The sequence below is a fragment of the Eubacterium sp. 3_1_31 genome (assembly GCF_964249515.1).
GTDB lineage: Bacteria > Bacillota_I > Bacilli_A > Erysipelotrichales > Erysipelotrichaceae > Longicatena > Longicatena caecimuris.
The window spans coordinates 1-24,294 of sequence record NZ_CAXUBY010000025.1 but is presented as its reverse complement, the minus strand read 5'-3'; the positions used below and the strand labels follow the sequence as shown (position 1 = coordinate 24,294).

The window sequence follows — 24,294 nt, the reverse complement described above, 5'->3', positions numbered from 1 at the left end:
GTTTGAATATGGACAAAAATTATATCATTGAAACAAAAAATCTTACCAAACAGTACGGCTCACAAAAGAGTGTCGCTGACTTAAATATTCATGTGCAGAAAGGGAGAATTTACGGACTGCTTGGAAGAAACGGAGCCGGAAAAACGACCACTATGAAAATGCTACTTGGATTGACAAAGCCAACTTCCGGCGAAGTTAAAATATGGGGAAAGTCTTTGCAGGGGAATGAAAAGAAATTGTTGCCCCGTATCGGTAGTCTGATTGAGTCACCCGGTTTTTACCCTAATTTGACTGCTACGGAAAACTTACAAATTTTTGCTACCTTACGGGGCATACCCAACCGTCATTCAATTAAAAACACATTGGATTTGGTAGGATTGCCTTATAAAGACAAAAAACTGTTTTCCCAGTATTCTCTTGGTATGAAACAACGGCTTGCGATTGCACTTGCAGTTATGCACGACCCTGAACTTCTGATTTTAGATGAACCTATCAATGGGCTTGACCCGATTGGAATTGCAGAAGTACGTTCTTTTATTCGCGAGCTTTGCGATACAAAGGGAAAAACAATTTTAATTTCCAGTCATATCCTTTCGGAGATTTCTTTGCTAGCAGATGATATTGGAATTATCGACCATGGCGCACTATTGGAAGAAGAAAGTCTTGCGGAACTGGAACAAAAAAGCAGCAAACATATCCGATTTACTCTTTCTGATACCGCACAGGCAGCAAGAATTTTAGAGCGTACTTTCCATGAGAGTCATTTCTCTATACAGGACGACCACAATTTACGCTTGCATAATCTTGATTTGTCCGTAGGAAAAATCGTGACTGCTTTTGTAGAAAATGGATTGGAGGTATCAGAAGCCCATACTTGTGAAGAAAGTCTTGAAGATTACTTCAAGCGTGTGACAGGAGGCGAAGGAATTGCTTAAACTGATTAAGTGCGAATTTTGGAAATTAAAGCGAAAAAGACTGTTGTATGCACTGATGTCATTGTCGTTATTTTTTCCGTTGATTTTGGCATATATGGCAAAGGCGGGAACTGGTGCAGATACAACAGAACACTATCTTCAAACCCGATTTGATTATGTCTATACAATGATGTTGGGATATGGTTTAGTTTTTTTGCTTCCATGTCTAATTGGTATCATTGCCGCTATTTTGTTTTTTATAGAAAGAGATTGTGATACTTCCAAAAACCTTAGAACAATTCCAGTTACAAATACACAACTCATTATGGCAAAAATTTCTATGCTCTTTATTTTCAGCGTTGCATTTTGTCTGATAAGCACATTGTCTGTTGCGTTGTTTTGTAAATTGTTTCATGTAGGAATGGTTTACGGTATGACTTATAAGATATTTATGAGCCTTATTTTTGGAGTTCTTATCGTAGCAGCTTCTTTACCGATTGTATTTTTAATTATTTACTTTAACAAAAGTTTTTTACTTTCTATCCTGCTTGCTTTTTTTTATTCCATTTTTAACTGGGGCATACTGGGAACGATTGGGACATCTATAAGTGCTGCCAAAATTGCTTTCTTAAATTCTTTTCCGGTTATATGTGTTATGAACTGGACAAGCGGCTTAATGATGGATAATTTGCAAAAAGATAATCTTTTGCCGGAAGCCTATGCGATTGTACCAACTACTTTCCATACAATTTTTATTATGGCAATTACAGTTGTACTTTCTTTGTGGCTGATAATTCGCTTTTATAAAAAATGGACGAGGTAAAAGATATGAGAAATATAATAAAAACTGAATTTTTAAAATTAAAACGATATTCTGTAATAAAAGCCGGAATTATTATGACAACACTTTCTCCGTTGCTGTCACTGTTTTATTCCACAGCCAACGGTGGACCGACATGGACGTTTGACTATTTTATGCAACAGGTTATGATTAGTAATTGTACCTTATTTTTTCCGATTATTATTGCACTGATTGCAGGTTATATCATAACAAGGGAATATACAGACGATACTATGAAGAATATATTAACAATTCCTATTCCATATAAACAGTTACTTTCTGGAAAATTACTTATTCTATTGCTGTTGACAATCAGCTTTAGTCTTATAGGTTGTGTGATAGCATTAGTAATCAATATTATTGTCGGATTTCCGGGAGTTCATTTTGGCAATCTACTCAATATGTTTATTCGTGTTACTGGGGCGAATATAGGAATTTATATTTCAGTCTTGCCGATTATTCTGATATTCTGTTGTTCGGCAAATAATTTTTTGGGTGGAGTTGCACTAGCTTTTGTGTATGGATATTTTGGAACTTTTGAAGGAACACTGTTAAATTATTATCCGATTAAAGCAAGCATGATTTTAGTAGACCCTACTTGTGGTGCGGAATATGGTTATACTTATCACATTTTCCCCGCTTTCATTACAATAGTTTTGACTTTCTTGATTTCTATGATTATTCTTGCAAATAAAAAGAAAGAACCCGGTACATTGACTGTTGGTAAGAAGAAAAAAGCAGTTAGAAAAAAAGGTTGGTAAATACCAAAAAGATTGAACCGAAAATATGTATCATCTATTTAATAATTATGGAGGTAAAGATATGATGTATAGGACAGAATTATTAGAAGAAATTACTATTGAAAATGCGACAGTGAAAATCAATGCCAAAATAGAGGAAATGGAAAAGGAAAGCTATCGCCTTGTCACAATGTCATTTTGGGGAACCGAAAGGGCTGTATTGGTTTTCAAAAAAGGATTAAAGGGCAGTTTGCTTTAATATGTAGCTATCTAAATAGAAAATTACTCATTCTAAATTAACATCGGAGGTATAACTTATGGAAAAGGAAACAACAGGAACTGTAATTTCAGTTACAAAACAATGGTGGTTAAAAGTAAATCGTAAACCTGTCCGTACCCATGCTATGGATGGTGCAGCTTTTCCACATATTATCAAGGTCAAATACACGATAGGCGTCAAAGATTACACCTGCCAAAAATGGATTGGCGCAGGAAACAAAATTCCTGACAAGGGAACAACGATTAAAGTTATCTATTGTGAAGATAAACCATCAAAAGCAAGAATTGAACTCTGATTCAAATAGCTTGATATGGTAGGTTTTATTCGGTGTGGAGTAACAAGTTTTGGTAATTTGGATTCCTCACTACTGAAAAAATAGTGTCTTTTATGCACACTTCCTAATTCTACGCTACGACAGCAAAAGAAAAAAAGCCGTCGTAGCGCAGACATATTTTCACGCGCATTTGAAGCGGTGGCTTTAATTTTTAGAGCCGCCGCTTCTTTTTGTCTACTGCTAACATAAATTAGCGGCATTTAGGAGGGCTGCCGCTATGGGGATTTCTTTGTTGCTATACAGCATACATAGGTTACATTCATTAAAAAAAGTATAGCTCCCCCACCGGACAAGTCCGACTATACAGATGAACTATCAAATCAATTAAATACTGCTGTTATTTCCTATGCGTCGGTCTGCGCCTTGCAGATGGGCGCATTTTGCATTTTACAGAAGATTTTTCAAAGAAATTTTCGCTTTCGTCCGGCGTTTAAAAAAGTCGTCTGTATTATCCCGCGAAAAGGGGAGGTACTACCGCCTTTCGGCAGAAAGGAGGTGATTACATGGAACCTAATCGCAGAGAATTTCAGAAGCAATGTGTCTTTCAAAGTTTCTGTAAACGGGTGCTACACAACGAAGCCTGTAACGCCCATGATGAAATCCGGCGACGCAGGAAACGGGAAGTTTCTTTTTGTGACCTTGCCTTGCATGAGGAACGGCAGCTTTACACTACGGATAAATATTTTCAAGCTGAAACAGCCGAGCCGACTTATCAAATGGCAGGAAAAGAAATAACCCCGAAGTTATTGCTTGAAGCAATACGCACCCTGCCGGAAGAAAAGAGAACTGCTATACTTCTGTACTATTTCGAGGGCATGACTGACGTGGAAATCGGAAAAATGTTCAATACGTCGCGCAGCACGATACAGTACAGACGGACAAGCTCTTTTGAACTGTTAAAGAAATATTTGGAGGAACACGCTGATGAATGGAACGAATGGTAATCAAAACGACTACCCGGAAAATGCCCTTGTTCCCTATCCCGTTATTTTGGCGGCGAGCAAAGGCGACCCGGACGCTATGAAAATGGTCTTGCAGCATTTCAGCGGCTACATAGCAAGTCTTTCCATGCGGAAGCTCTACGACGAGCGCGGCAATGTCTATTATGGCGTTGACGAGGATATTCGGGAACGGCTGCAAGCAAGACTGATGAGGGCTATCCTCACTTTTCGGGCTGAATAACCTACGCGATATTGGAACGCTTCTTTCCCCTTTTCCGTTCCATACCGCAAGACAGCCCCCTGCTCTTTGATAAAGAAAGCGGCGCAATAGAACGGCGACGCAGCATAAGGCAAATCGGATACGTTCCTTTTGTGCCGAGCCATGCGGCGGGTACGCCATGACCTTTCTCTTAACAGAAAAGCGAGCGAGAAATACCACACCGTAAAGCAGGGATAGCAGCCTGCGGGCGATAACGCACAGAATACATAATGATACTTCCTTACAGCCATAGTCCGAGCGTTAGAAGCGTCGCAGGCAATGGGTAGGGCTTCGGCAGACCGCCGGAGGGGTGCAAGTCCCATGAGGTTACGCTAATAGCCGTCCGATTAAAGCCTATGTTACAGATTGATTTTTGACCCATTAAGAAAGGGGGACGACAAATTGAACAATAACGACGTGCCGATTTGGGAAAAGTACACTCTTACCATAGAAGAAGCAGCAAAATATTTCCGTATCGGAGAAAGCAAGCTGCGGAAACTGGCAGAAGAAAATCCCGTCCCGGACTGGGTAATGATGAACGGAAACCGTATTCAGATTAAGCGTAAGCAGTTTGAAAAAATGATTGATACGGTGGACGCAATCTAATAGTGAAATCGAGCCTTGAATGTGGTACAATGTAGTCAAGCATATCAAGGCTCTTTCCATTATGGAAAGGAGCATAACGATGTCGGAAAAAAGACGGGATAATAAAAATCGTATTCTCCGCACCGGAGAGAGCCAGAGAAAAGACGGGAGATATGCCTACAAATATATAGATACCTTTGGGAAACCGCAGTTTGTTTATTCTTGGAAGTTAGTGCCTACGGACAAAACCCCGGCAGGAAAGCGCGACGATATAGCGTTGAGGGAAAAAGAGAAAGAAATCCAAAAAGACCTTGACGACGGTATCGACCATATCGGAAAGAAAATGACGGTCTGCCAACTCTACGCAAAGCAGATACGCCACCGGGCAAATGTGCGGCATGGTACAAAGCAGGGGCGAAAACAGCTCATGCGGATTTTGCAGGAGGATAAACTTGGAGCCTGCCGGATTGAAAATGTGAAGCTCTCCGACGCAAAGGAATGGGCGTTACGCATGAAAGAAAAAGGTTACGGCTTCAAGACTATCAACAACCACAAGCGTTCCTTAAAGGCTGCCTTTTACACAGCCATACAGGACGATTGTATTCGTAAAAATCCATTTGACTTCCAGTTGAACACAGTCCTTGAAGATGATACGGAACCAAAGGAACCTCTATCCCCTACGCAGGAAGCGGCTTTTCTGTCCTTTGTACAGCATGATAAAGTCTATCAGAAATACTACGACGAGATTATCATACTGTTAGGGACAGGGCTTCGCATTTCGGAACTCTGCGGACTGACGGAAGCTGACATTGACTTAGACAAACAGCTTATCAATGTAGACCACCAACTTTTGAAGATTGCAGATGTGGGCTACTATGTGGAAACGCCTAAGACGAAAAGCGGCAACCGGGTTATTCCTATGAGTGAAAAAGTGTTGGAAGCATTTCAACGGGTGCTAAATAAACGGAAATATGTACAGCCTGTTATTTTAGAGGGCTACACAAAGTTTCTGTTCCTTAACCGGAACGGCTTGCCAAAAGTGGCAGTCAACTATGAAAGTATGTTCCGGGGGCTTGTAAGGAAATACAACAAAACGCAAAAGGTCGCATTGCCAAAGGTAATGACACCGCACACCTTACGCCACACATTCTGCACCACGTTAGCAAATGCGGGAATGAACCCTAAAGCATTGCAATACATCATGGGACATTCCAACATCAATATGACGCTGAACTATTACGCACACACAACTTCCGAAACGTCAATAACCGAAATGAAGCGGCTGATTGCATAGTAGTAAATGGAGAATTTACTACTCCACATACTACTTTTGAACACAAAAACATACGGGGATATAAGAAGATTTGAGAGTATCTTCCACAATGAAAAATGCCGGAAAAGCCTGTAACAATAGGCTATACCGGCATATAAGAACTTTTGAAAAGATAGTCAAAAATTACTTTGTGATTTACGATAACACTGATAAAGCAATGCGTCATCATGGTTTGGCGGGACATCTCTTACAGGAAGTAAAACAGGAAGCAATCAAAGAACATCGCGATATCACGTTAGAGACACATCATAAAGATAATTTACCATTATATGAACAAATTGGTTTTCATCTGATGAGTACCATTACTCATGAGGAATATGATTTAACGCAGTATTGTATGCTGCTTAGGACAAGTGAGGAATAACTTATGTATATCAAACATCGTGTACAAAACTTTTGGAAATATTTTATATTAAACCGTGAAGAACTAGAGCATGCGTTACGAGAAAATGATCACCATGAGATTACACATCTCTTACAAGATTTAAATGAACATTTAAAAACGATTTGCGCGTGTGGCATGGAAGTTGAGATGAGTGATACAGGTTTTTATGAAATGACCTTTACACCACAAGGAAATAAGAATGCGCAGTTTGCCACAGCATTATTAAAAAAGGATGCTCCGCAAGCATTAAGTGAAGATTGGATCATTAATGCCGTACGACCACCATTAAGTGAGCGTGCTATACATACGATATTACGTATAAAAGATAAAGAAGTTACTGGTGCTGATTTTCATGTTTATTATACGATAAATGAAATAAGCAAAACGCTCGATATCAAAGTATATTGCGAGGCTTTAAAAGATGTGGAGGAAAAGCGTCGTGAGTCGATGGTTGCTTTTATGTTGGAGTTATTCATTGGTGAGTTAGAATTTGAAGCACGCATATCAAGCATCGAAATCATAGATACACCAGATGAAGAGGCAGAAAATTTCTGTTTATTGCCAAACCTGTATGAAGATATTTGTGATATTATCATTGATCAAGATTGGATGGAATATCATGATCCATTATCTATTTACATGGCTTATAAACTTGATGAAAAGCCAGTTAGCGAAACATTGCGAAAAGATATGAAATTAATCGTAACGACGAATCCACAGCTACAAGAAGAACTCTTAAGCGATAGCTATGAAATGTGTAAGGAGTTCAAAGACTGTGGTGGAGAATATGGATACTTCTATTATGAAAAGCTATATGAGGATGAAAAAGAAGCATTGGTTCGTCAACAACTGGAAAAGGAAATAAATGAACTTTTATATGAGATGTCGATTGCCAGAACGATGGGTGGCGCTGTTGGTATTTATTATTCTTATATTGATGTAGCTGTTTTTGATAAAGATGCTTTTGCTATCGCATTAGCAAAAATCAATGAAAAGATGAATTTTAAAGTTTATTATCAACCTTTTTTGAAATAAGCTACATGTAATGGGTATTGATCATGAAACTTTCATTTAATAAGTAAGTATTAAGAAAATGACAGACCATTAAGTTATTTGATGCGTAACATATATGGTAAATACGACACTTAATTGTGATTTTTTGTGGTTTATCAAAGCATATAAGTCTTAAGGATGGATCGTTTATCGAGTTTGTTATCTATCCATAAGACTTTTTATTATCTTTTATTGTATGGGATAAATGAAAAGGCTAGCTTTGACATAGGGGATGAAAGCAAACTTATTAACAAAACAGTACAAAAGATCATGTAAAAGAACATCAGTTTTGATATTCTTGAAATGGAAATGAAGTAATGATTTTTTGGAAAAAGCTGCAGTGAATTTTTATGAAATTACAAAAAGCAGCTATGAGATAGGATAGCAGCTTGGTAAGTATTACTTAAAACCAAGCGTTTAAGCGATATCAGCGTTTCTATTTTATATTTTGCAATAGTATAAAAAGCTTGTTTCAAATAGCTTACTTACATACTTACGACACATTATCACGAATCTTGATTAGACATATCTTGATAAGATTTTTCATATACTGACAATAGGTGATGGAAATGCTGTTTCCGATATTTGAGATTTTAAGCAGTGCTCTTGGATATGTCGGCTATATACGTTCAAATTCTTTTTTACAACCTTTAGATAAAGAAGAAGAAGCACATTGTATTGCCGGCTTAAGCTTGCAGGATGAGGAATGTCGTAATAAATTAATTGAACATAATTTGCGACTAGTAGCTCATATCGTAAAAAAGTATGATATCAAAAAAGAACAAACAGAAGATTTAATAAGCATTGGAACTATAGGTTTAATCAAAGCAATTGACTCTTTTAAACCAGAAAAAGGGCATAAATTAACTACGTATGCTTCGCGTTGTATAGAAAACGAAATATTGATGTATTTACGTAGTTCTAAAAATTATTTTCAGAATGTATCGCTTAATGATCCTATTGCAACGGATAAGGATGGAAGTGAGATTACGCTGATTGATGCAATCAGTTCTCCGCAAGAAACAAGTATCATTGAAGATATGGTCGTTGAAGATAATATTAGTAAACTAAAACAATTTCTACATGTTTTAGATTCCAGGGAATTGGAAATCATTACGAAACGATTTGGTTTATACGGTGTAGAAGAAGAAACGCAGCGAGAAATTGCCAAGCAATTGCATATTTCCAGATCATATGTTTCACGTATTGAAAAAAGAGCATTTATGAAATTGTATCGTGAGTTTCAAAAAGAAGAAGCAAAGCATGGCGAAAAAGAACCACGGATTAATATATTTAAAGAATAAAAAACCTGAGAACAGTATAACATTTGAAATGTCTCTGTTCTCAGGTTTTTATATAGTTTATTTGCTTAACAGATAGGCATATAATAATTTTGCCGTTTCAACAACACTATCAATATGGCAGCGCTCCATTCCATGACTTGAAAAACATCCCATGCCAAAGGCGGCAGCATATACATTATTACCAGCACGTATTGCGGCACTGGCATCTGTTCCATAATGATAAAAAACATCCACACAATAATGAATATTGTTTGTTTTTGCTAATTGGATAAGCTTACTGGTCAAGCCGCGATCATAGGGTGTATAATTATCCTTTGCGCAAATGGATACGCTATATTCATCTCCTAAATGATCTGGGCCAATCAAGCCGATATCCAAAGCTACATATTCTTCAACTTCAGGAGGCAGCCAAGCACCACCATGTCCGATTTCTTCATAAAAGGGGAAAGCAAAGAGCACATTGTAATATGGCTTTTTCTGCGCTTTTTGTAAATTCTCCAGTACGGCAAAGACAGCACCTACTGCCGCTTTGTCATCTATATGGCGTGACTTGATAAACCCTTTTTCGGTATAATGATAATTTGGATCAATGGAGATGATATCACCATGTTCAATACCTAAGGCACGAACATCTTGTGCACACTTGACATGCTCATCTAATACGACCATCATATTACGTTCTTCGCGAACAGCACTTCGTGCATCATCAAATACGTGTGTGGAATGCGAAGTACAAGCAACCAATCCGCTATAGCATTTGCCATCGCGAGTATGAACATGCACACATTCTCCATCAATGTTATTATAGTTAATGCCACCTAAATTACGCAGTGCCAATGTACCATCCTCATTGATATGACGTATCATCAAACCAATGGTATCTAAATGTGCACCCACACATATAGTTTTTTCTGGATGTTCACCTTCTACTTTAATATAGATGGTGCGCTTGCGATCATAACTGACCGCATAGCCAAATTCTGTAGCTAAGGCTTCCATGACGGGTGTGATTTCTTCATAATAGCTGACAGGGCTTGGCGTTTCTATCAGTTTTTTGGTTACACGCTCAATTGTTTTCTTATTAATTTCCATACAGATTACCTCTTTTCTGAAGATTATTTTAACAGTTTTTCAGGGGAGATACAAGTAAAGCTGAAAGCTGTGATGGTGATTATTAACAATTGTTAAAATTACGCGATATCCTATTTTTCCAATGTGAAACTACGTAGTTTGATAAGAGAGCCTTAGGAAATAAAAGGGAAGTTTTTGTTAAAACCACAGGGGAGCTTTGATCCTGAAAACAGTAGTCTAATGTATGTATATTGCAATAGAATAAGCTTTTGCCATATGCTTAAAAGCAACACCGTGAAAAAGCCATGTATTAACTATATCAATATCTGTGATATAGAAGTGATCATAGGATTATTTTTGTTGTATTCTTGGATATTTCATAAAATAAAAAATAGGTGTTGCAAACGCTTCCATACCTTGCTATACTATACATGTATAAAGGTTAGCGAATTAAGGAATCAATCCATTTACTTAATGCTAGACCACATCATATATTTGATGCGGCCTTTTTTTTGTTCTCTGGAGGTATGAAGTATGCGAATTTCGATATTTAAAAATCAAAAAGTAAATGAAACAGAAATCGTTTCACCGTGTGAAGGTAAGTTAAAGCGTTTAGAAACATCTAATGATGAAGTTTTTGCATTAAAAACACTTGGCGAAGGATTCTTTGTAAGAGCCAGTGATTCACAGATTTATGCTCCTGTTTCAGGTGTTGTTACATCAATCTTTCCGACTAAACATGCCATTGGAATACAAACAAAGAATGGAATGGATGTAATGTTACATATTGGTGTAGATACAGTAAAACTACAGAAAAATACGATTGAAAGCAGGTTACAGGTACATGACGTAGTAAAAAAAATGCAGCCTATATGTGAGATAGATCTTATCACATTTAAAAAATTGGGGATACTACCGGATGTTTATGTATTTGTCACAAACAGTGCTGAATATGATATCAAAGCAATTAGAGAAGAACAGGATATTTATGAGGGGGATGTTGTATTGAAATGTATTAGGAGGTAATTACAATGAAATACTTCTATCTAAAATCGATTAACAATAATGCTATTAGTGCAATGGATGAACATCATCACGAAGTGATTATCTTAGGGAAAGCAATAGGTATTAAATGTAATCGAACAATCCATTCACTTGTGGATAAACAACTTATCGAGCGTATCTTTGTTAGTGATACTAGTAATAAAAAATATATCGAAACCATTTTGAATAAAATGCCTTATGCATTATTTATGATCGTTGAGAAAGTCATTAAAACAGCGGAAGAAGATTTACAAACGAAATTTAAAGACGTGTTGTATCTATCGCTTTTAGATCACATATACTTCGCCTATACGACATGGCAAGATAAACAGAAAATAGAGAATCCATTGCTAAATGAAATTAAGATGTTTCATACGAATGAGTTTCATGCCGCATTACATTCCATTGCTATCATCAATCAAGCGTTACATACAGATTTTGATGAACATGAAGCAGCTTTTCTTGCTTTTCACTATATCAATGCGTTATCTAATTTAAGCAGTTTGCAAAACAAAACAATTATGAAGGATTTGGAAAGGACGGTAAATTATATAGATACATTAACAGATTATACACTTGATAAAAATTCATATTTATATGGAAGATTATTGATTCATTTAAAATGCTTATTCAATCGTCTTATTACGGATGAGAAGAAAACATTCGACAGGACGTTTATGGATGAGGTTTCACGTTCTTTAAAGATAGCACATGGGGAAGAATGGGAATATGCTGCTAAGATATCTGATTTTATGAAATCTGAACTGCACTTAAATGTAAGTGATGAAGAAGCGGCATATTTGACAATGCACATCGTCCCCATTTTAAAACAGAAGGGAGGAAAATAAAAAAATTATACAGTACGTTTATATGTTGATGTCATAAAAAGGTTAGCAGTAGAAAGAGAGAGGTGTAAAAACATGGCAGACTTTAAAAACATGGCAAAGGAAATTTTGAATTGTATTGGTGGAGTAGATAATATCAAAGAAATGTCACATTGTATGACACGACTACGTCTTAATTTGAAGGATGATGCGAAAGTTAAAAAGAATGAATTGGAAAAAATTGAGGGTGTGATGCGGGTTGTCGTCATAGGTGGACAATATCAAGTCGTATTGGGTGGAATTGTAGATGAGGTGTTTGCAGAAGCAAGTACACTAGTTGGTGATACTGTAGATGTAAATAAAGAAATGATTCAGGAAAATTTAGATGCGGATGTTCCTAAAAAAGGTAAATTCATTGAAAATCTGATAGCATTATTATCCGGAATTGTCAGTCCTATTATACCGGCAATGTTGGCAGCCGGTTTCATTACGGCTTTGGCGAAACTTGCTGTACTCGCTGGGGTATCAGAAACAAATACGACGATCCAAATATTGAGTGTTGCAGGTGATGTCTTATATGGTTTTTTCCCTATTTTTATTGGCTGGTCAGCAGCTAAATATTTTAAGGCGAATATATCCATTACATTAATGGTAGTTGGATTATTGGTATATCCTAATTTTTCGGCAATATTTGCCAATGCGACAAGCGTCAATTTTTTAGGGATACCAGTAACCAATGTTTATTATGGTAGTTCCATTTTACCAGCAATCTGTTCGGCCTATTTGATATCTAAATGTGAATTTATTTTACGTAAAATACTTCCGAATGCCTTACGCAGTATCTTTGTTCCGTTTCTGAGTGCATTAATTGTAATTCCTTTACTTATTGTTGTGATTGGCCCTATAGGGGTATGGGGTGGAGAATTGTTTGCGAATTTGTTTAGATCGACATATGAGTTGAGCCCTGTATTAGCAGGTGCTATCATAGGCGGAATCTGGCAAATATTGATTATCTTTGGTATGCACATCGCTATTCTAGGGCTTGTATCTGCGCCTAATATTGCAATGTATGGAAGAGATATGATTATTATGACGCATGCGCCATCTTTGATTTGTCAAATTACAGCCGGATTAGCTGTTGCTTTAAAAGCAAAAGATAAGAAAATTAAGAAAAATGCACTAACCTTAAGTTTAACATCATTTTTTTCAGGTAACGTCATTGAGCCTGTAATGTATGGTATAAACCTTAAATATAAAAAACCATTTATCGCAGTATGTATAGGTGGTGCTATTGGTGGCGCAATTACTGGAGCAGCAGGAGCTGGAACAGTGTCAGCGGTAGCACTAAGTATTTATACATTCCCAGTCTATTTGGGAGCAGGTTTTGGCGGTTTGATGTTAGGCTGTGTTGTTGGTGGCCTCATAACTTTTGTTTTAACTTATTTGATGGGAATTGATGAAAAGGAGAATGCATAGTAATGAAAAATCGAGTAAAAGATATTGCATTTCAATCAGCTGATCATGTAATAGAAGAAATACGCAATATGAATGTCAAGGGAGGAAGTCCTTTTGGTAGAGCAGCTGCTTGGGCATTTAAGCTTGCTTTGCAACAAGAGGATTTAAAAACTTTTAGCGAAATCAAAACACGGTTCACCTATTTAAAAAAACAGATGTATGAATTAAAGCCAACAATGGCAACAATTTATAATAGCTGTGAAGCCATTATGCAAGAATTAGATGAAACGATGGAAGTAAACATACTAAAAGAAAAGGTGATTCACTTATGTGATAATATTATTGAACAATCGTTTGTAGCTGTAGAAAAAGTCGGGGAAATTGGATCTCATCTTATTCATGATCATGATGTTGTTTTGATGCACAGCTATAGTAGTACACTGATGGGAATCTTTCGATCAGCAGCAAATGACAAGAAACGCTTTAAGGTTATTTGTACGGAATCAAGGCCTTTACGTGAATCACGAAATGCTGTGAATGTATTAACTCGATTAGGTATTGAAACGATGTTTATCTCAGATGCATCGGTATACGAGTTTATGAATGAGGCAGATATGATCATTATGGGAGCAGACACACTTTGTACCAATGGCGATGTCGCGAACAAGATGGGGAGTGCGCAAATTGCGCGTCTTGCACAAAGTTGCAAGATACCAGTTTATTTTGCAAGTGAATTATATAAACTTGATATAAGAACCTTAAATGGTGAAAAAGTGGTTTTAGAAAGAAGAGATAAATGCGAGCTCGTAGATGAAGATGATTTTAAGGATTTTGATCAAGTAGAAGTCATAAACCAATTTTTCGATCTGACACCAGCAAGTGATATAACAGGAATCGTTACGGAATTCGGTGTTCTGCATCCATCCCAGATGTTGCATTACTGGTCAAAATTATGGGATAACATTAAGGAGGGTGAATAAATATGAATGCATTTTTAGATATAAAGGATGAGGTGCTAAAGGCAATTGAAGGTAATAAAGCAGTCGTGGCTTTAGAGTCGACAATTATTTCACATGGAATGCCGTATCCCCAAAATGTGGAAATGGCGAAAAATTGTGAAGCTATTATCCGTGAGCAAGGGGCAGTACCAGCAACCATAGCAATTATGGATGGAAAAATTAAAATTGGTTTAAATGATGAAGATTTACAAACATTGGCAACCGCAAAGGATGTTGCGAAAGTTTCACGTAGAGATTTGGCTCAGGTTTTATCTGAAAAGAAAATGGGCGCTACTACGGTTGCAACTACGATGATATGTGCGAAACTTGCTGGTATTAAATTTTTTGTGACAGGCGGAATAGGTGGAATTCATCGTGGATATGAACAGACACTAGATGTTTCAGCTGATTTAGAAGAGCTTGCACAAACGGATGTTAACGTTATTTGCGCAGGGGCGAAGTCAATCTTAGACTTGCCGAGAACATTAGAATATCTTGAAACGAAGGGGGTTTGCGTCGTAGGATATAAAACAGAATATTTACCACAATTTTTTACTGCTGAAAGTGAGTATAAATTAAACACGAGAATGGATTGTGTTGAAGATATCAGTGCCTTAATACATACAAAAGAGAAATTAGGTTTACAAGGTGGCATTTTAATTACCAATCCTATACCTAAGGAAGATTCTATGGATAAGGCATATATTGATTCTTTGATTTTGCAAGCAGTAAAAGAAGCTGATGAAAAAGGAATTAAAGGAAAAGCCGTTACACCTTTTCTGTTAGCTGAAATCGTTAAAAACAGTCATGGTGAAAGTCTTAAAGCAAATATTGCATTAGTATACAATAATGCAAAGCTAGGTGCAAAGCTGGCGGTTGAATATTTTAAATAGATAATATGAATGTAGAGGAGATTGTACTTATCTCCTCTTTTTGATGCCACAAACATTTCTTATTTTTTAATTATTTATCTTGCTAAATACGTAACAAGTTGCTATAATATGAGTAACTTGTTACTAATAAAGGAGATAAACATGGAACTACAGGAACTGATACAACGTTTTTCAAAGACGCGTGAGCAACAGGAAAAAGCTATTTTTAGTACTTTATTCATATTAGGGAATCGTTTGCAGACTATTTTTGATGAACGGATCCCAGATATCACATTAAAGCAGTTTATGTTGCTGTCATTAATTCGCCAAGCAGATACACAGATGACCTTTACTCAATTAGGTAGTATGATGGGGTGTTCGAGACAAAATGTTAAAAAGTTAGCAGCTGTTTTAGAACGAAACGGTTATGTAACCATCAAAAAAAACAAAGCAGATGTGCGGGCAGCTACAATTGTTCCTACACCAAAGATGCATGATTTCTTTGATACGGTATTTGTGAATTATCAAACAGAGCTTACGTATGTATTTGAACACTACAGCAATGAAGAATTACAACAATTGTTTCAATTGTTTATGCGTTTATATGAGGGAGTAGAGTGTTTGGAAAAGAGGACAAAAAGTGAAAAAGCATAAAAAAATGAAACGCATTGCTATCTGTGTACTTGTGGGTTTGGTGGGAATCGGCATTTCCATCGTTGTATTATTACAGGATATTACACAAAAAACAAACCGGATAAAGCTTCATACACCGAAACTTGCAGCAATAAAGGATGGTGTGTATGAAGGAAGTTATAGCATATTTCCTGTATCCGCAAAGGTCAAAGTGTATATTGAAAACAAACGCATAGCCGATGTGAAAATCATTACCCATGAACATGGTTTAGGAAAGGCTGCTGAAAATATCGTAAGCGATGTATTGCAGAAACAATCCTTAGAGGTAGATACTGTATCACAAGCAACCATTAGCAGTGTATGCATTTTAAAGGCTGCCGAACAGGCGATGGAAAAAGGAGAATAACATGAAGAATTTAATTATCTATACATCAAAATATGGCGCATCCCAACGCTATGCAGAAATGATATCACATGCGTTAGGGGATCCTGCGACGGAATTAAAGCAATGTAAGAAGCAAATGTTAGAAACAGCCGATCGTATTATCCTTGTAGGAGGTATTTATGCCGGAAAAATTGCTGGGATGAAGTATGTAAAGAAAATGGAACGTCATATTAAGATGAAAAAAATTCATGTATTTGCGGTAGGGGCAAGTGCGTATTGTGATGATTATCTTGAAGAAATTAAAATGAATAACATGAAGAATTGTAATCTTACGATTTCGTTTTCCTATGGGCAAGGGACATATGATGAAGAGAAGATGAATTTCAAAGACAGAGCATTATGTCGCTCATTACGCAAAGCTTTACAGGGGAAAGAGGTTTCGGAAATGGATGCATCTATGCGTGCGTTGGTAAATACGCAAGGAAAAGCCCATGATTGGATAGATAAAAAATATGTGGATATGTTCTTAAAAAAGGTAAATGGATGCAGTAACGCATAGATATATGCGTAACCTATATGAGCTGGCCTCATTTCAACCTTGATAATTTGAAAATGGAAGGAAAGTGCCTTAATATGGTATGATTGTATGTTTTATGAAACGGTGGCTTCTAATAGAAATGGAAGCTGCCTTTTTTTCATGTGAAAGGGAGATGATCGTCAATTAATAAAAATAAACCAAAAAAGTCAATTGTACACGAAAGAAACCATTTAAATTGACATGAGCACTGGAAATTGTTTATAATTAAACTGTGAGTTTAATTATAAGAGGAGGAGACAATGGGACGAAGGAAAAAAGAGCCGAAAAGTACTCATCGGGAAAAGATTGCTGCAGCAGCATCTACCTTATTTATGCAAAAGGGTATTACGGCGACTTCTATGGATGATATAGCAAAAGCAGCCGGATACAGCAAAGCGACCCTTTATGTTTATTTTAAGAACAAGGAGGAAATTATCGGTATTTTGGTTTTAGATAGTATGCGAAAACTTTACGATTCTATATCTTCTGCGTTAGTACAAAAGGAAACAACGAAAACAAAATATGATTTTATTTGTCGTGGATTGGTGCAGTATCAAGAAGCATTTCCTTTTTATTTTAAAATGGTATTAGATAACATCAATATTGACTTTGAAAATAATGATTGTTTGCCCGAGGAGAAGGAAACGTATCAAATAGGAGAAAAAATAAACGATAAGTTAAAAGATTTTCTGATATCTGGTATGGAAAACGGTGATTTGCGTGAAGATCTGAAAATTATCCCAACTATATTTACTTTTTGGGGGATGCTATCAGGACTTATTCAACTAGCTACAAATAAGGAGAACTATATTCAAAGTACGATGAATTTATCGAAAAAGCAATTTTTGGATTGTGGTTTTCAAATGTTGTATCAATCTATTGCAAAGGAGAAATGACTATGAATGAAAAGAATGTACTTGCCATTTTTGGTAGTCCCCATACAAATGGGATGACAGCAGCTATGTTTGATTGTGCAGTTCATAAAGCAGAAGAAAGGGGATATACAGTAAGGAAAGTAAATTTATATGAAAAAAATATTTCTTTCTGCAAAGGTTGTCGGGCTTGTATGGATACCAAAGTTTGTGTTCAAAAAGATGATATACAAGAAATTGTTGCCTTATTACATGAATCCTTGATTGTATTTCTGGCAGCACCTGTTTATTGGGCAAATGTGCCAGCACCGGTCAAAAATTTGTTTGATAGATTATTAGGAACAGCAATGGAAGAAACGACAACTTTCCCCAAACCACGTTTAAAAGGCAAGAAATATTTGCTATTAACTTCCTGTAATACTCCTGCACCGTTTTCATGGATTTTTGGTCAAAGCAGAGGGGCAATCCGTAATATGGATGAATTTTTCAAAACAGCAGGTATGAAACCTATAGGAAAAATTGTGTGTGCAAATGCGGCTAATAGAAAGAAACTATCCCCGGCATTAATTAAAAAGATAGAGCGGTGTGTGAAATAAATGGATTGTATTGTTTACTTATATGCTTAATATTGGAAAGATAGCAAGATGATTAGAGAATACAAGATAAAATGAAAATGACGTAGCATTTACGTCATTTTTTAATGGGATAGGATACTTAAAACTTCATATAAGACATTGCGTAAAAGCGGAAGACGTTCACTAATAATTCTTTTGCATTCTGTATATGTTCTTATATAGTTTATTAAAAATCGGCATTTTCTGTTTGATATTGAAAATTGGAAGATAACCATTCTCCAGTTTGTCAAAATAATTGTTCCTCATGACGCTAATTTGAAACGATTAGCAGTTTCACAAGATATCATTCTCTTTAAGCAAAGCGTATAACATTTATTCATCGTTAGATGACAAACTTTGCATAAGAGCAAAGAAATGCTTTGGTTCTCCTGTACTGAAATATTCATACCAATACTCCAGGGTGCTTGATTGAAAGACATTTAAATGCTTAATAATTTGTTTTGACCATAGCAAGGCTCCGGCTGAACTTGCTGTAATAAGGTTATTATCTGCCACAGAGGGCTTATCAATATAATGATTTTTCCCTTCATAGCAAGGAGAAAACATGTCTAGATAACCTATCCCATTACTTGTATGGGGACGATTATCCAATAACCCATAGTTAGCAAGTGCTACAGTGGCTCCACAAATTGCACAAACAGTAGCACCTAAAGAAAGAAATTCGCTCGCTTTTTCAATAATTGTACCATGTTTTGGATCGCTCCAAGTGTCAGCGCCCGGTAAGAGTAAGACACTTGTTTCATTCACAACAATATCATCGATTAAGCAGTCGGGTACTATTGTCATACCACCCATTGTGTGGATAGGCTCATTAGAGCAGCTAACTGTTTTGAGTGCTATACGTTGTGCATCTTTCTTAAAGAAACGACCAGATTTAAGCTCTGAAATAACATGACCTAATTCCCAATCTGCTAAAGTATCAAGAATATAAACATAAACGGTAACCATAAAATTCCTCCATTTTCGTTTGCTTATTATCCACTTTTAAAAGTTCCTAAGCTTTAAATTTCATACAAATTAATTACATTCTTTGCATCATAATAGTGAAACTTTTCTAGTAGTTGCTGTTTATTATGACAACTATTAAATTATCTGATCTAATGTATGGCACATGAATATCATTATTTATCGTCTATTACATAGGATGTTTACATATCCGATAATTTCCTTATAATTCTTTATTGTCATTTTGAACAGTAATGATTACTAAGAATTTTTTCTTTTTATTATAGACTCCTTTCGTTACTTAGTGTATCACACTATCGTTGACACCATTATGACAACAATCTATAATAAAATAAGTAAATTTGAAAGGTGGTAACCAAATGAAAGTTGATAGACTAATAAGTATAGTTTTGGTTCTCCTTGATAAAAATCGTATTAGCGCACAAGAGTTAGCGGACATGTTTGAAGTTTCATTACGCACAATCTACCGTGACATAGATGCTATTGAATTGGCAGGCATTCCTATTCGTTCTACATCGGGAGTTGGCGGTGGATTTGAGATCATGCCAAATTATAAGATTGATAAAAAGGTATTTTCAACTGCTGATCTTTCCGCTATTCTAATAGGACTTTCCAGTATTTCAAACATGATACAGAGTGATGAATTAAGAAATGCACTTGCGAAAGTCAAAAGTTTTATACCCACAGAAAGGGCTAAAGAAATTGAACTAAAGGTTAATCAAAATTTTATATCTAATTTGCGATTATCCGCATAAACACTATACTTTCAAGCACTTTGAAGTATAGAAAATTATTTAATTTACCACGAATTTACCACAATTGAATGAGCCTTGATATGACAATAAAATAGCACTAAAAAGACACCCTTTACACCTGAGTGGTGTCTTTTGTTAAAAAGCAGTCAATCCTAAGACTAACTGCTTTGTGTGTATGGATATAAAGTTGTCAAACTGGGATTGTATGTTGGAAATTATTCTACATCAATCACATCATCTTCACCTATTTCTATGAAAGTGGTGCTACTATCTGTTGAAACGTTTTTAGATACTGACATATTAAATATTATCAAGAGGATATTCAATAGCACAATTACTAGGAATATAACCCCAGCAATTTTCCAAATTTTTTTGCTACGCCTATTCTTAATTGCCATCTGTTCACTGATTTTTGCAAGTTGTTCTGCGATGACATCATTATCATCTTCATCAGGTATTGTTCCTCCAAGCAATACAAATTAACATTATAGTTGCATTACTCTTATATTGATGTAAAACTTAATATTCTATTGTTCCCAATATCACATAGAACCGAATTTACTACCACTATCTTATTTAAAAATGAAAATATCTTCTATCGGTGCATTGAGAACCCGTGAAATATCAATCGCCAGTTTTAGAGATGGATTGTATTGTGCTTTTTCCAACCTCATAATTGTTTCTCTACGAACCCCGACTTTTTCTGCCAGTTGTTCTTGTGTTAAACCTTGTGCTACACGATATACCTTTAAGTTGCACATGAAATCTTCTACCATGACTTATTCTCCTTTTTCGTAGCGGTATAATAAATAGTTGCTAAGAAAAATGACTAAAGCATAGATAAGTGAAACAGAAATGAGCATAAAAATTGCACACCATTCCACATTACGAGAAAACATTCCTATTGCCATAAGCCAAATGACTATAAAGAGAAGTTTAAATCCTACTTTATAGGCGTTTATTTCTGCTTTTCTTTTATTTTCTAAAAAAAGTTCATCTTCTAAAGTGTGAGAAAGTTTTCCTTCAAAGAAAAAGCCGAAAAAGCCAAAAAATATAAAGAATACAAAAGGATATATTTTCCCATATTCAAAATAAGTCCAAAAACCGCTAAAACCTAGAAATCCAAATATTCCACACAGTCCCCAATATGAAGATACTGTTCTTGAATAGTTTTTGTCTTTAAAATTTTTAGAAAAGGCGTTTTTAAAGAAGATAACTGTTACATATAAGACATAAATAGCTATCAAAGCACCGACTATCAACATTGGTATATCCTTTATGGAAAATACATAATTAGACATATCCATGTTTTTAACCCAGCGTGCGTCGTTAAATAATAAAGAGTAAATTATCCCTGCAATCAGTAATATTACACACCCTACTCCCATAAAGATAACTTGTTTCATTTGTTTTTTTGTCATAATCATCCCTCTTTTCAATGTGATGTTTTTGTATCTTTATAAGACAAATATATCACTTAATATAAATGGTGTCAACAAGAAAATGATACAAATACATCTCATATCGTTTTTATATAATTTACTACAAATCAGATTTTGTCCCTTTCTTCCTCTTGTCTGCCACAAACAGTAAAGGAAAAGCCCTGTCAAGAGCCTTGCCACCATTGATGGTGCTTTGCACTCTTTACTGGGCTTTTTGTTTGCTGTATCTTCTACAAAGAGGAAAAGGGTTACTCGTCCTCATCATCAAAATCGTTATTTTTCAATACTTCCCGTAATAATTCCATATCTTCTTTTGAATTGGGGTTTATCATTTTTACGACTTGATAAGGTGTCCTATATTTATGTCCCTCTATGCTTTCACCGAACATATCCATGCTGTATAAATCATCATAGTGGTCTAACAGTTTTTGAAACTTCAAATGCTGGATAAATTCTTTGATTGGATAAAGGTCGGACGCTACAATGCTTTTTCCGTTGATGTAGTCGGTAATATATTCCCGTAACTTTTTCAACTCATATTCCAGCCATTCTTCTTCGCTGTCAAAGAAGTTGTCATAATGCCCATGTTTTAATTCTGCATTTAGTCGTTCTTCAATTCTTAAAAACTGGCAGACTTCCTTTTCGGCTTGATTAACATACTTCCATTCTCCCGACAGTAATTCATTTGGGGTTACACCCAGCACGTCCATTATCTTTTCTAACGTATCAAAGGTAGGATAATTCACACCACGTTCAATCTTGGAAAGGCTCTGCATATTGATACCGATTTTGTCCGCAAGTTCCTGTTGTTTCATTCCTCTGTGTTTTCTTATGGTCTGTATGTTTTCTCCTAAGAAACTGATTTTCTTTTCATAATGCTCCATAACTTAGTATAACCGCTCCTTTCGTTGCTTTTTTTGACGTTTATAAGCATATCATACTTAATCTATATCCAAAAGTCAACAAAAACTTCTTGACAAGTAATTCTAATGGCGTTATTATCGTGTTAGATAGAGCGATTAAGCACGCTAGGGTCAATCACACGCTTGAGTAAGCATATAGAATAGATATTTTCACTTTGATAGCATGAATAGACATGGACTATCAGACTGAAAATCGGGTTTCTGACTGGGCTGTTCCGTTTAGCCACGAGCCTTACAAGGCTCGTGAGCGTTAAGAACGGGGCAGACACAGGAAGAAAGGGAACGCCTTTAGGCGTTCGTAAAGGGCGTATATGTAACACCGCCCTGCGCATACATGTCATAGTACCTAGAAACTGTGATAAATAAAGGACAAAACACGATTTTTACCCCGCAAAAAAACGGGAAGTACGAAAGGAGTAATGCACTATAACTACACACAAAAATTTATCCGTTAAGATTGATTACATCAGCATTGTATTTGATACTGCAACCGCTGAAGATGTAATCATGCACATTTTAGGTTTACCGACTGACATTTTCAATGTTTATCCAGCAACGATAAAATTCAAGACTTATCAAGCACGCTGGCAGATTGGAGATATTTATGTATCGGGGGACGCAAGAAAGACAGAGGACAACCCACAGGGGCTAGGCTGTTATCTTGTTATGACTGGCAGAGGTTGTGATGATATTTTCCGTATTCTCGATAGTAGGAATTGTACCTTTGGAGATATGTTCCGACGTTGTGAGCGAAGATACGGACTGGATAACTTCCATTTTACAAGACTTGATATTGCCATTGATGATAAGAACGAAAAGCCATTCTTTACCATAGAGCAGATAAAGAAGAAATGCGAAAAAGAGGAATTTATTTCTAATAGTGAGGGCTACCACTTTGACGAAAGCAAGTTTGATGATTTCGACACCGCAAAGACTGTTTATATCGGTGCTGGTAAATCGGGATTGTCCTACCGCTTTTATGATAAGGATAAGGAAGTCTGTTCAAAACATAATAAGACACTTGATGAAGTCGGCAGTTGGAAACGGACAGAAATGCAACTGCGTGATGATAAGGCTCATGCTTTTGCCATGACATTCAAAGACAGACCGCTGGAACTTGGGGAACTGGCTTTCGGGCTATTGGCAAACAACCTACGCTTTGTCGTGCCAAACAGAAATGAAAGTAATAAGAGCAGATGGAAAACGTGTCGGTTTTGGGAACGCTTTTTAGGGGCTGTGGAAGTCTTGAAAGTGCAAGTACCGAAACTACATAATTCTCTTGAAGAAACACAGCAATGGCTCACAGAGGGTGGCGTGATTTCCGCTGTCAAAAGTTTTTACTTCTTAGAAGAACATGACGCATTAGGTGGACTGGAAAAAGTGGGAACTATGCTTGATAAGGCAAGATACAGTAATTCCCTTTCCAGCAAACTAACCGCCCACTTACAGAGGATAAACCGCACCGACCTTATCCCCTATATCCAGTATGACACAAAACAAGGGAAAGGGGGTATCTAATGAATAACAACGATATTCCTGTATGGGAAAAGTACACCCTTACCATTGAAGAAGCGTCAAAATATTTCCGTATCGGAGAAAACAAGTTAAGACGATTGGCAGAGGAAAACAAGGACGCTGGCTGGCTCATTATGAATGGCAACCGCATACAGATTAAACGCCGACAATTTGAAAAGGTCATTGACAAATTGGACGCAATCTAATGCAAATGAGCCTTGTATGTGTTATGATGAACACAAGTCATATCAAGGCTCTTTCCAACAAGGAAAGGAGCAGACACCATGAAAGAAAAAAGACGGGATAGCAAAGAACGTATCCTGCATACTGGAGAGAGCCAACGAACAGACGGAAAATA

The 24,294-nt window shown here is 36.4% G+C and carries 31 protein-coding genes and 1 pseudogene; 26 read left to right on the top strand and 6 right to left on the bottom strand.

The genetic code is table 11. From position 1 onward, the window contains the following. Positions 1-8 precede the first annotated feature (8 nt). From ACESSZ_RS10565 to sigK, 12 genes are all read left to right on the top strand, one after another. Positions 9-935, top strand: coding sequence for an ABC transporter ATP-binding protein (locus ACESSZ_RS10565; RefSeq protein WP_016728878.1), 927 nt, complete (start codon positions 9-11; stop codon positions 933-935). Continuing rightward, positions 928-1,737: an ABC transporter permease gene (locus tag ACESSZ_RS10560; protein WP_069432110.1), complete on the top strand. Its 810-nt coding sequence runs from the start codon at positions 928-930 to the stop codon at positions 1,735-1,737. The genes ACESSZ_RS10565 and ACESSZ_RS10560 overlap by 8 nt, the downstream gene beginning before the upstream one ends. Before the next feature lie 5 nt (positions 1,738-1,742). Continuing rightward, positions 1,743-2,516 (top strand): ABC transporter permease, encoded by a 774-nt coding sequence (locus ACESSZ_RS10555; protein WP_016728876.1) that lies wholly within the window; start codon positions 1,743-1,745, stop codon positions 2,514-2,516. 61 nt (positions 2,517-2,577) lie between these two features. Further along, complete coding sequence (locus ACESSZ_RS10550; protein WP_166460160.1) at positions 2,578-2,754, top strand: hypothetical protein; 177 nt, start codon at positions 2,578-2,580, stop codon at positions 2,752-2,754. Between the two features lie 58 nt (positions 2,755-2,812). Continuing rightward, a complete protein-coding gene (locus ACESSZ_RS10545; protein WP_022621582.1) occupies positions 2,813-3,070 on the top strand; it encodes a hypothetical protein in 258 nt (85 codons plus the stop codon). 542 nt (positions 3,071-3,612) lie between these two features. Beyond that, positions 3,613-4,053, top strand: a complete 441-nt coding sequence (locus tag ACESSZ_RS10540) for an RNA polymerase sigma factor (RefSeq protein ID WP_018112814.1) — start codon at positions 3,613-3,615, stop codon at positions 4,051-4,053. Then, on the top strand, positions 4,034-4,291 hold the full coding sequence (locus ACESSZ_RS10535; RefSeq protein WP_009905237.1) for a helix-turn-helix domain-containing protein: 258 nt from the start codon (positions 4,034-4,036) through the stop codon (positions 4,289-4,291). The genes ACESSZ_RS10540 and ACESSZ_RS10535 overlap by 20 nt, the downstream gene beginning before the upstream one ends. A gap of 420 nt (positions 4,292-4,711) precedes the next feature. After that, positions 4,712-4,915, top strand: coding sequence for an excisionase (locus ACESSZ_RS10530; RefSeq protein WP_009905235.1), 204 nt, complete (start codon positions 4,712-4,714; stop codon positions 4,913-4,915). Positions 4,916-4,994: 79 nt separating this feature from the next. Next, complete coding sequence (locus ACESSZ_RS10525) at positions 4,995-6,188, top strand: site-specific integrase (RefSeq protein WP_044477098.1); 1,194 nt, start codon at positions 4,995-4,997, stop codon at positions 6,186-6,188. Positions 6,189-6,357: 169 nt separating this feature from the next. After that, positions 6,358-6,591 carry a GNAT family N-acetyltransferase gene (locus ACESSZ_RS10520; protein WP_499842793.1) on the top strand — a complete coding sequence of 78 codons (234 nt, stop codon included), beginning with the start codon at positions 6,358-6,360 and terminating at the stop codon, positions 6,589-6,591. A gap of 3 nt (positions 6,592-6,594) precedes the next feature. Further along, the gene (locus tag ACESSZ_RS10515; protein WP_008978490.1) at positions 6,595-7,647 is read left to right on the top strand and encodes a hypothetical protein; all 1,053 of its coding nucleotides are present in this window, start codon (positions 6,595-6,597) and stop codon (positions 7,645-7,647) included. A 587-nt stretch (positions 7,648-8,234) separates the two neighbouring features. Continuing rightward, on the top strand, positions 8,235-8,969 hold the full coding sequence (gene sigK, locus ACESSZ_RS10510; RefSeq protein WP_008688178.1) for an RNA polymerase sporulation sigma factor SigK: 735 nt from the start codon (positions 8,235-8,237) through the stop codon (positions 8,967-8,969). 57 nt (positions 8,970-9,026) lie between these two features. On the opposite strand, the gene ACESSZ_RS10505 is transcribed toward sigK, so the two are convergent. Continuing rightward, positions 9,027-10,061: a M42 family metallopeptidase gene (locus ACESSZ_RS10505; protein ID WP_117547535.1), complete on the bottom strand. Its 1,035-nt coding sequence runs from the start codon at positions 10,059-10,061 to the stop codon at positions 9,027-9,029. Positions 10,062-10,574: 513 nt separating this feature from the next. Here ACESSZ_RS10505 and ACESSZ_RS10500 point away from each other — a divergent pair. The 10 genes from ACESSZ_RS10500 to ACESSZ_RS10455 all read left to right on the top strand — a co-directional run bounded on the left by ACESSZ_RS10500 (position 10,575) and on the right by ACESSZ_RS10455 (position 18,296). Further along, entirely contained in the window at positions 10,575-11,066 is a 492-nt protein-coding gene (locus tag ACESSZ_RS10500; protein WP_008688181.1) for a PTS sugar transporter subunit IIA, read from the top strand. A 5-nt stretch (positions 11,067-11,071) separates the two neighbouring features. Beyond that, positions 11,072-11,932: a PRD domain-containing protein gene (locus ACESSZ_RS10495; RefSeq protein ID WP_008688183.1), complete on the top strand. Its 861-nt coding sequence runs from the start codon at positions 11,072-11,074 to the stop codon at positions 11,930-11,932. Between the two features lie 72 nt (positions 11,933-12,004). Then, positions 12,005-13,384 (top strand): PTS transporter subunit EIIC, encoded by a 1,380-nt coding sequence (locus ACESSZ_RS10490; RefSeq protein ID WP_499842792.1) that lies wholly within the window; start codon positions 12,005-12,007, stop codon positions 13,382-13,384. 2 nt (positions 13,385-13,386) lie between these two features. Then, positions 13,387-14,343 (top strand): eIF2B alpha/beta/delta subunit family protein, encoded by a 957-nt coding sequence (locus tag ACESSZ_RS10485; protein ID WP_117547537.1) that lies wholly within the window; start codon positions 13,387-13,389, stop codon positions 14,341-14,343. Positions 14,344-14,345: 2 nt separating this feature from the next. Then, on the top strand, positions 14,346-15,254 hold the full coding sequence (locus ACESSZ_RS10480) for a pseudouridine-5'-phosphate glycosidase (RefSeq protein WP_117547538.1): 909 nt from the start codon (positions 14,346-14,348) through the stop codon (positions 15,252-15,254). A 141-nt stretch (positions 15,255-15,395) separates the two neighbouring features. Continuing rightward, a complete protein-coding gene (locus tag ACESSZ_RS10475) occupies positions 15,396-15,887 on the top strand; it encodes a MarR family winged helix-turn-helix transcriptional regulator (protein ID WP_008978483.1) in 492 nt (163 codons plus the stop codon). Beyond that, positions 15,874-16,272, top strand: coding sequence for an FMN-binding protein (locus ACESSZ_RS10470; protein WP_008688193.1), 399 nt, complete (start codon positions 15,874-15,876; stop codon positions 16,270-16,272). The genes ACESSZ_RS10475 and ACESSZ_RS10470 overlap by 14 nt, the downstream gene beginning before the upstream one ends. A 1-nt stretch (position 16,273) precedes the next feature. After that, entirely contained in the window at positions 16,274-16,810 is a 537-nt protein-coding gene (locus tag ACESSZ_RS10465) for a flavodoxin family protein (protein WP_117547540.1), read from the top strand. A gap of 278 nt (positions 16,811-17,088) precedes the next feature. Continuing rightward, positions 17,089-17,724, top strand: a complete 636-nt coding sequence (locus ACESSZ_RS10460) for a TetR/AcrR family transcriptional regulator (protein ID WP_117547541.1) — start codon at positions 17,089-17,091, stop codon at positions 17,722-17,724. Positions 17,725-17,726: 2 nt separating this feature from the next. Next, positions 17,727-18,296: a flavodoxin family protein gene (locus tag ACESSZ_RS10455; protein ID WP_008688200.1), complete on the top strand. Its 570-nt coding sequence runs from the start codon at positions 17,727-17,729 to the stop codon at positions 18,294-18,296. A gap of 351 nt (positions 18,297-18,647) precedes the next feature. Here the strand turns inward: ACESSZ_RS10455 and ACESSZ_RS10450 are convergent, their stop codons facing one another. After that, the gene (locus tag ACESSZ_RS10450) at positions 18,648-19,283 is read right to left on the bottom strand and encodes a type 1 glutamine amidotransferase family protein (RefSeq protein ID WP_117547542.1); all 636 of its coding nucleotides are present in this window, start codon (positions 19,281-19,283) and stop codon (positions 18,648-18,650) included. Positions 19,284-19,660: 377 nt separating this feature from the next. Here ACESSZ_RS10450 and ACESSZ_RS10445 point away from each other — a divergent pair. Then, positions 19,661-20,023, top strand: a pseudogene (locus ACESSZ_RS10445) (helix-turn-helix transcriptional regulator); the annotation flags it as partial. A gap of 248 nt (positions 20,024-20,271) precedes the next feature. Here ACESSZ_RS10445 and ACESSZ_RS10440 read toward each other — a convergent pair. The 4 genes from ACESSZ_RS10440 to ACESSZ_RS10425 all read right to left on the bottom strand — a co-directional run bounded on the left by ACESSZ_RS10440 (position 20,272) and on the right by ACESSZ_RS10425 (position 22,382). Further along, positions 20,272-20,529, bottom strand: a complete 258-nt coding sequence (locus tag ACESSZ_RS10440) for a hypothetical protein (RefSeq protein WP_055157184.1) — start codon at positions 20,527-20,529, stop codon at positions 20,272-20,274. A 99-nt stretch (positions 20,530-20,628) separates the two neighbouring features. Beyond that, positions 20,629-20,832 carry a helix-turn-helix transcriptional regulator gene (locus tag ACESSZ_RS10435; protein ID WP_015527881.1) on the bottom strand — a complete coding sequence of 68 codons (204 nt, stop codon included), beginning with the start codon at positions 20,830-20,832 and terminating at the stop codon, positions 20,629-20,631. Between the two features lie 3 nt (positions 20,833-20,835). Beyond that, positions 20,836-21,477, bottom strand: coding sequence for a DUF2178 domain-containing protein (locus tag ACESSZ_RS10430; RefSeq protein WP_015527882.1), 642 nt, complete (start codon positions 21,475-21,477; stop codon positions 20,836-20,838). A 269-nt stretch (positions 21,478-21,746) separates the two neighbouring features. Continuing rightward, on the bottom strand, positions 21,747-22,382 hold the full coding sequence (locus ACESSZ_RS10425) for a helix-turn-helix domain-containing protein (protein WP_015527883.1): 636 nt from the start codon (positions 22,380-22,382) through the stop codon (positions 21,747-21,749). A 495-nt stretch (positions 22,383-22,877) separates the two neighbouring features. Here ACESSZ_RS10425 and ACESSZ_RS10420 point away from each other — a divergent pair, with 495 nt between their 5' ends. From ACESSZ_RS10420 to ACESSZ_RS10410, 3 genes are all read left to right on the top strand, one after another. Next, on the top strand, positions 22,878-23,939 hold the full coding sequence (locus ACESSZ_RS10420; protein ID WP_173816749.1) for a replication initiation factor domain-containing protein: 1,062 nt from the start codon (positions 22,878-22,880) through the stop codon (positions 23,937-23,939). Then, positions 23,939-24,142 (top strand): excisionase, encoded by a 204-nt coding sequence (locus tag ACESSZ_RS10415; protein WP_002610247.1) that lies wholly within the window; start codon positions 23,939-23,941, stop codon positions 24,140-24,142. The genes ACESSZ_RS10420 and ACESSZ_RS10415 overlap by 1 nt, the downstream gene beginning before the upstream one ends. A gap of 78 nt (positions 24,143-24,220) precedes the next feature. Continuing rightward, positions 24,221-24,294 (top strand): integrase DNA-binding domain-containing protein (locus ACESSZ_RS10410; RefSeq protein ID WP_499842799.1); only part of this gene is annotated, 74 nt, incomplete at its 3' end.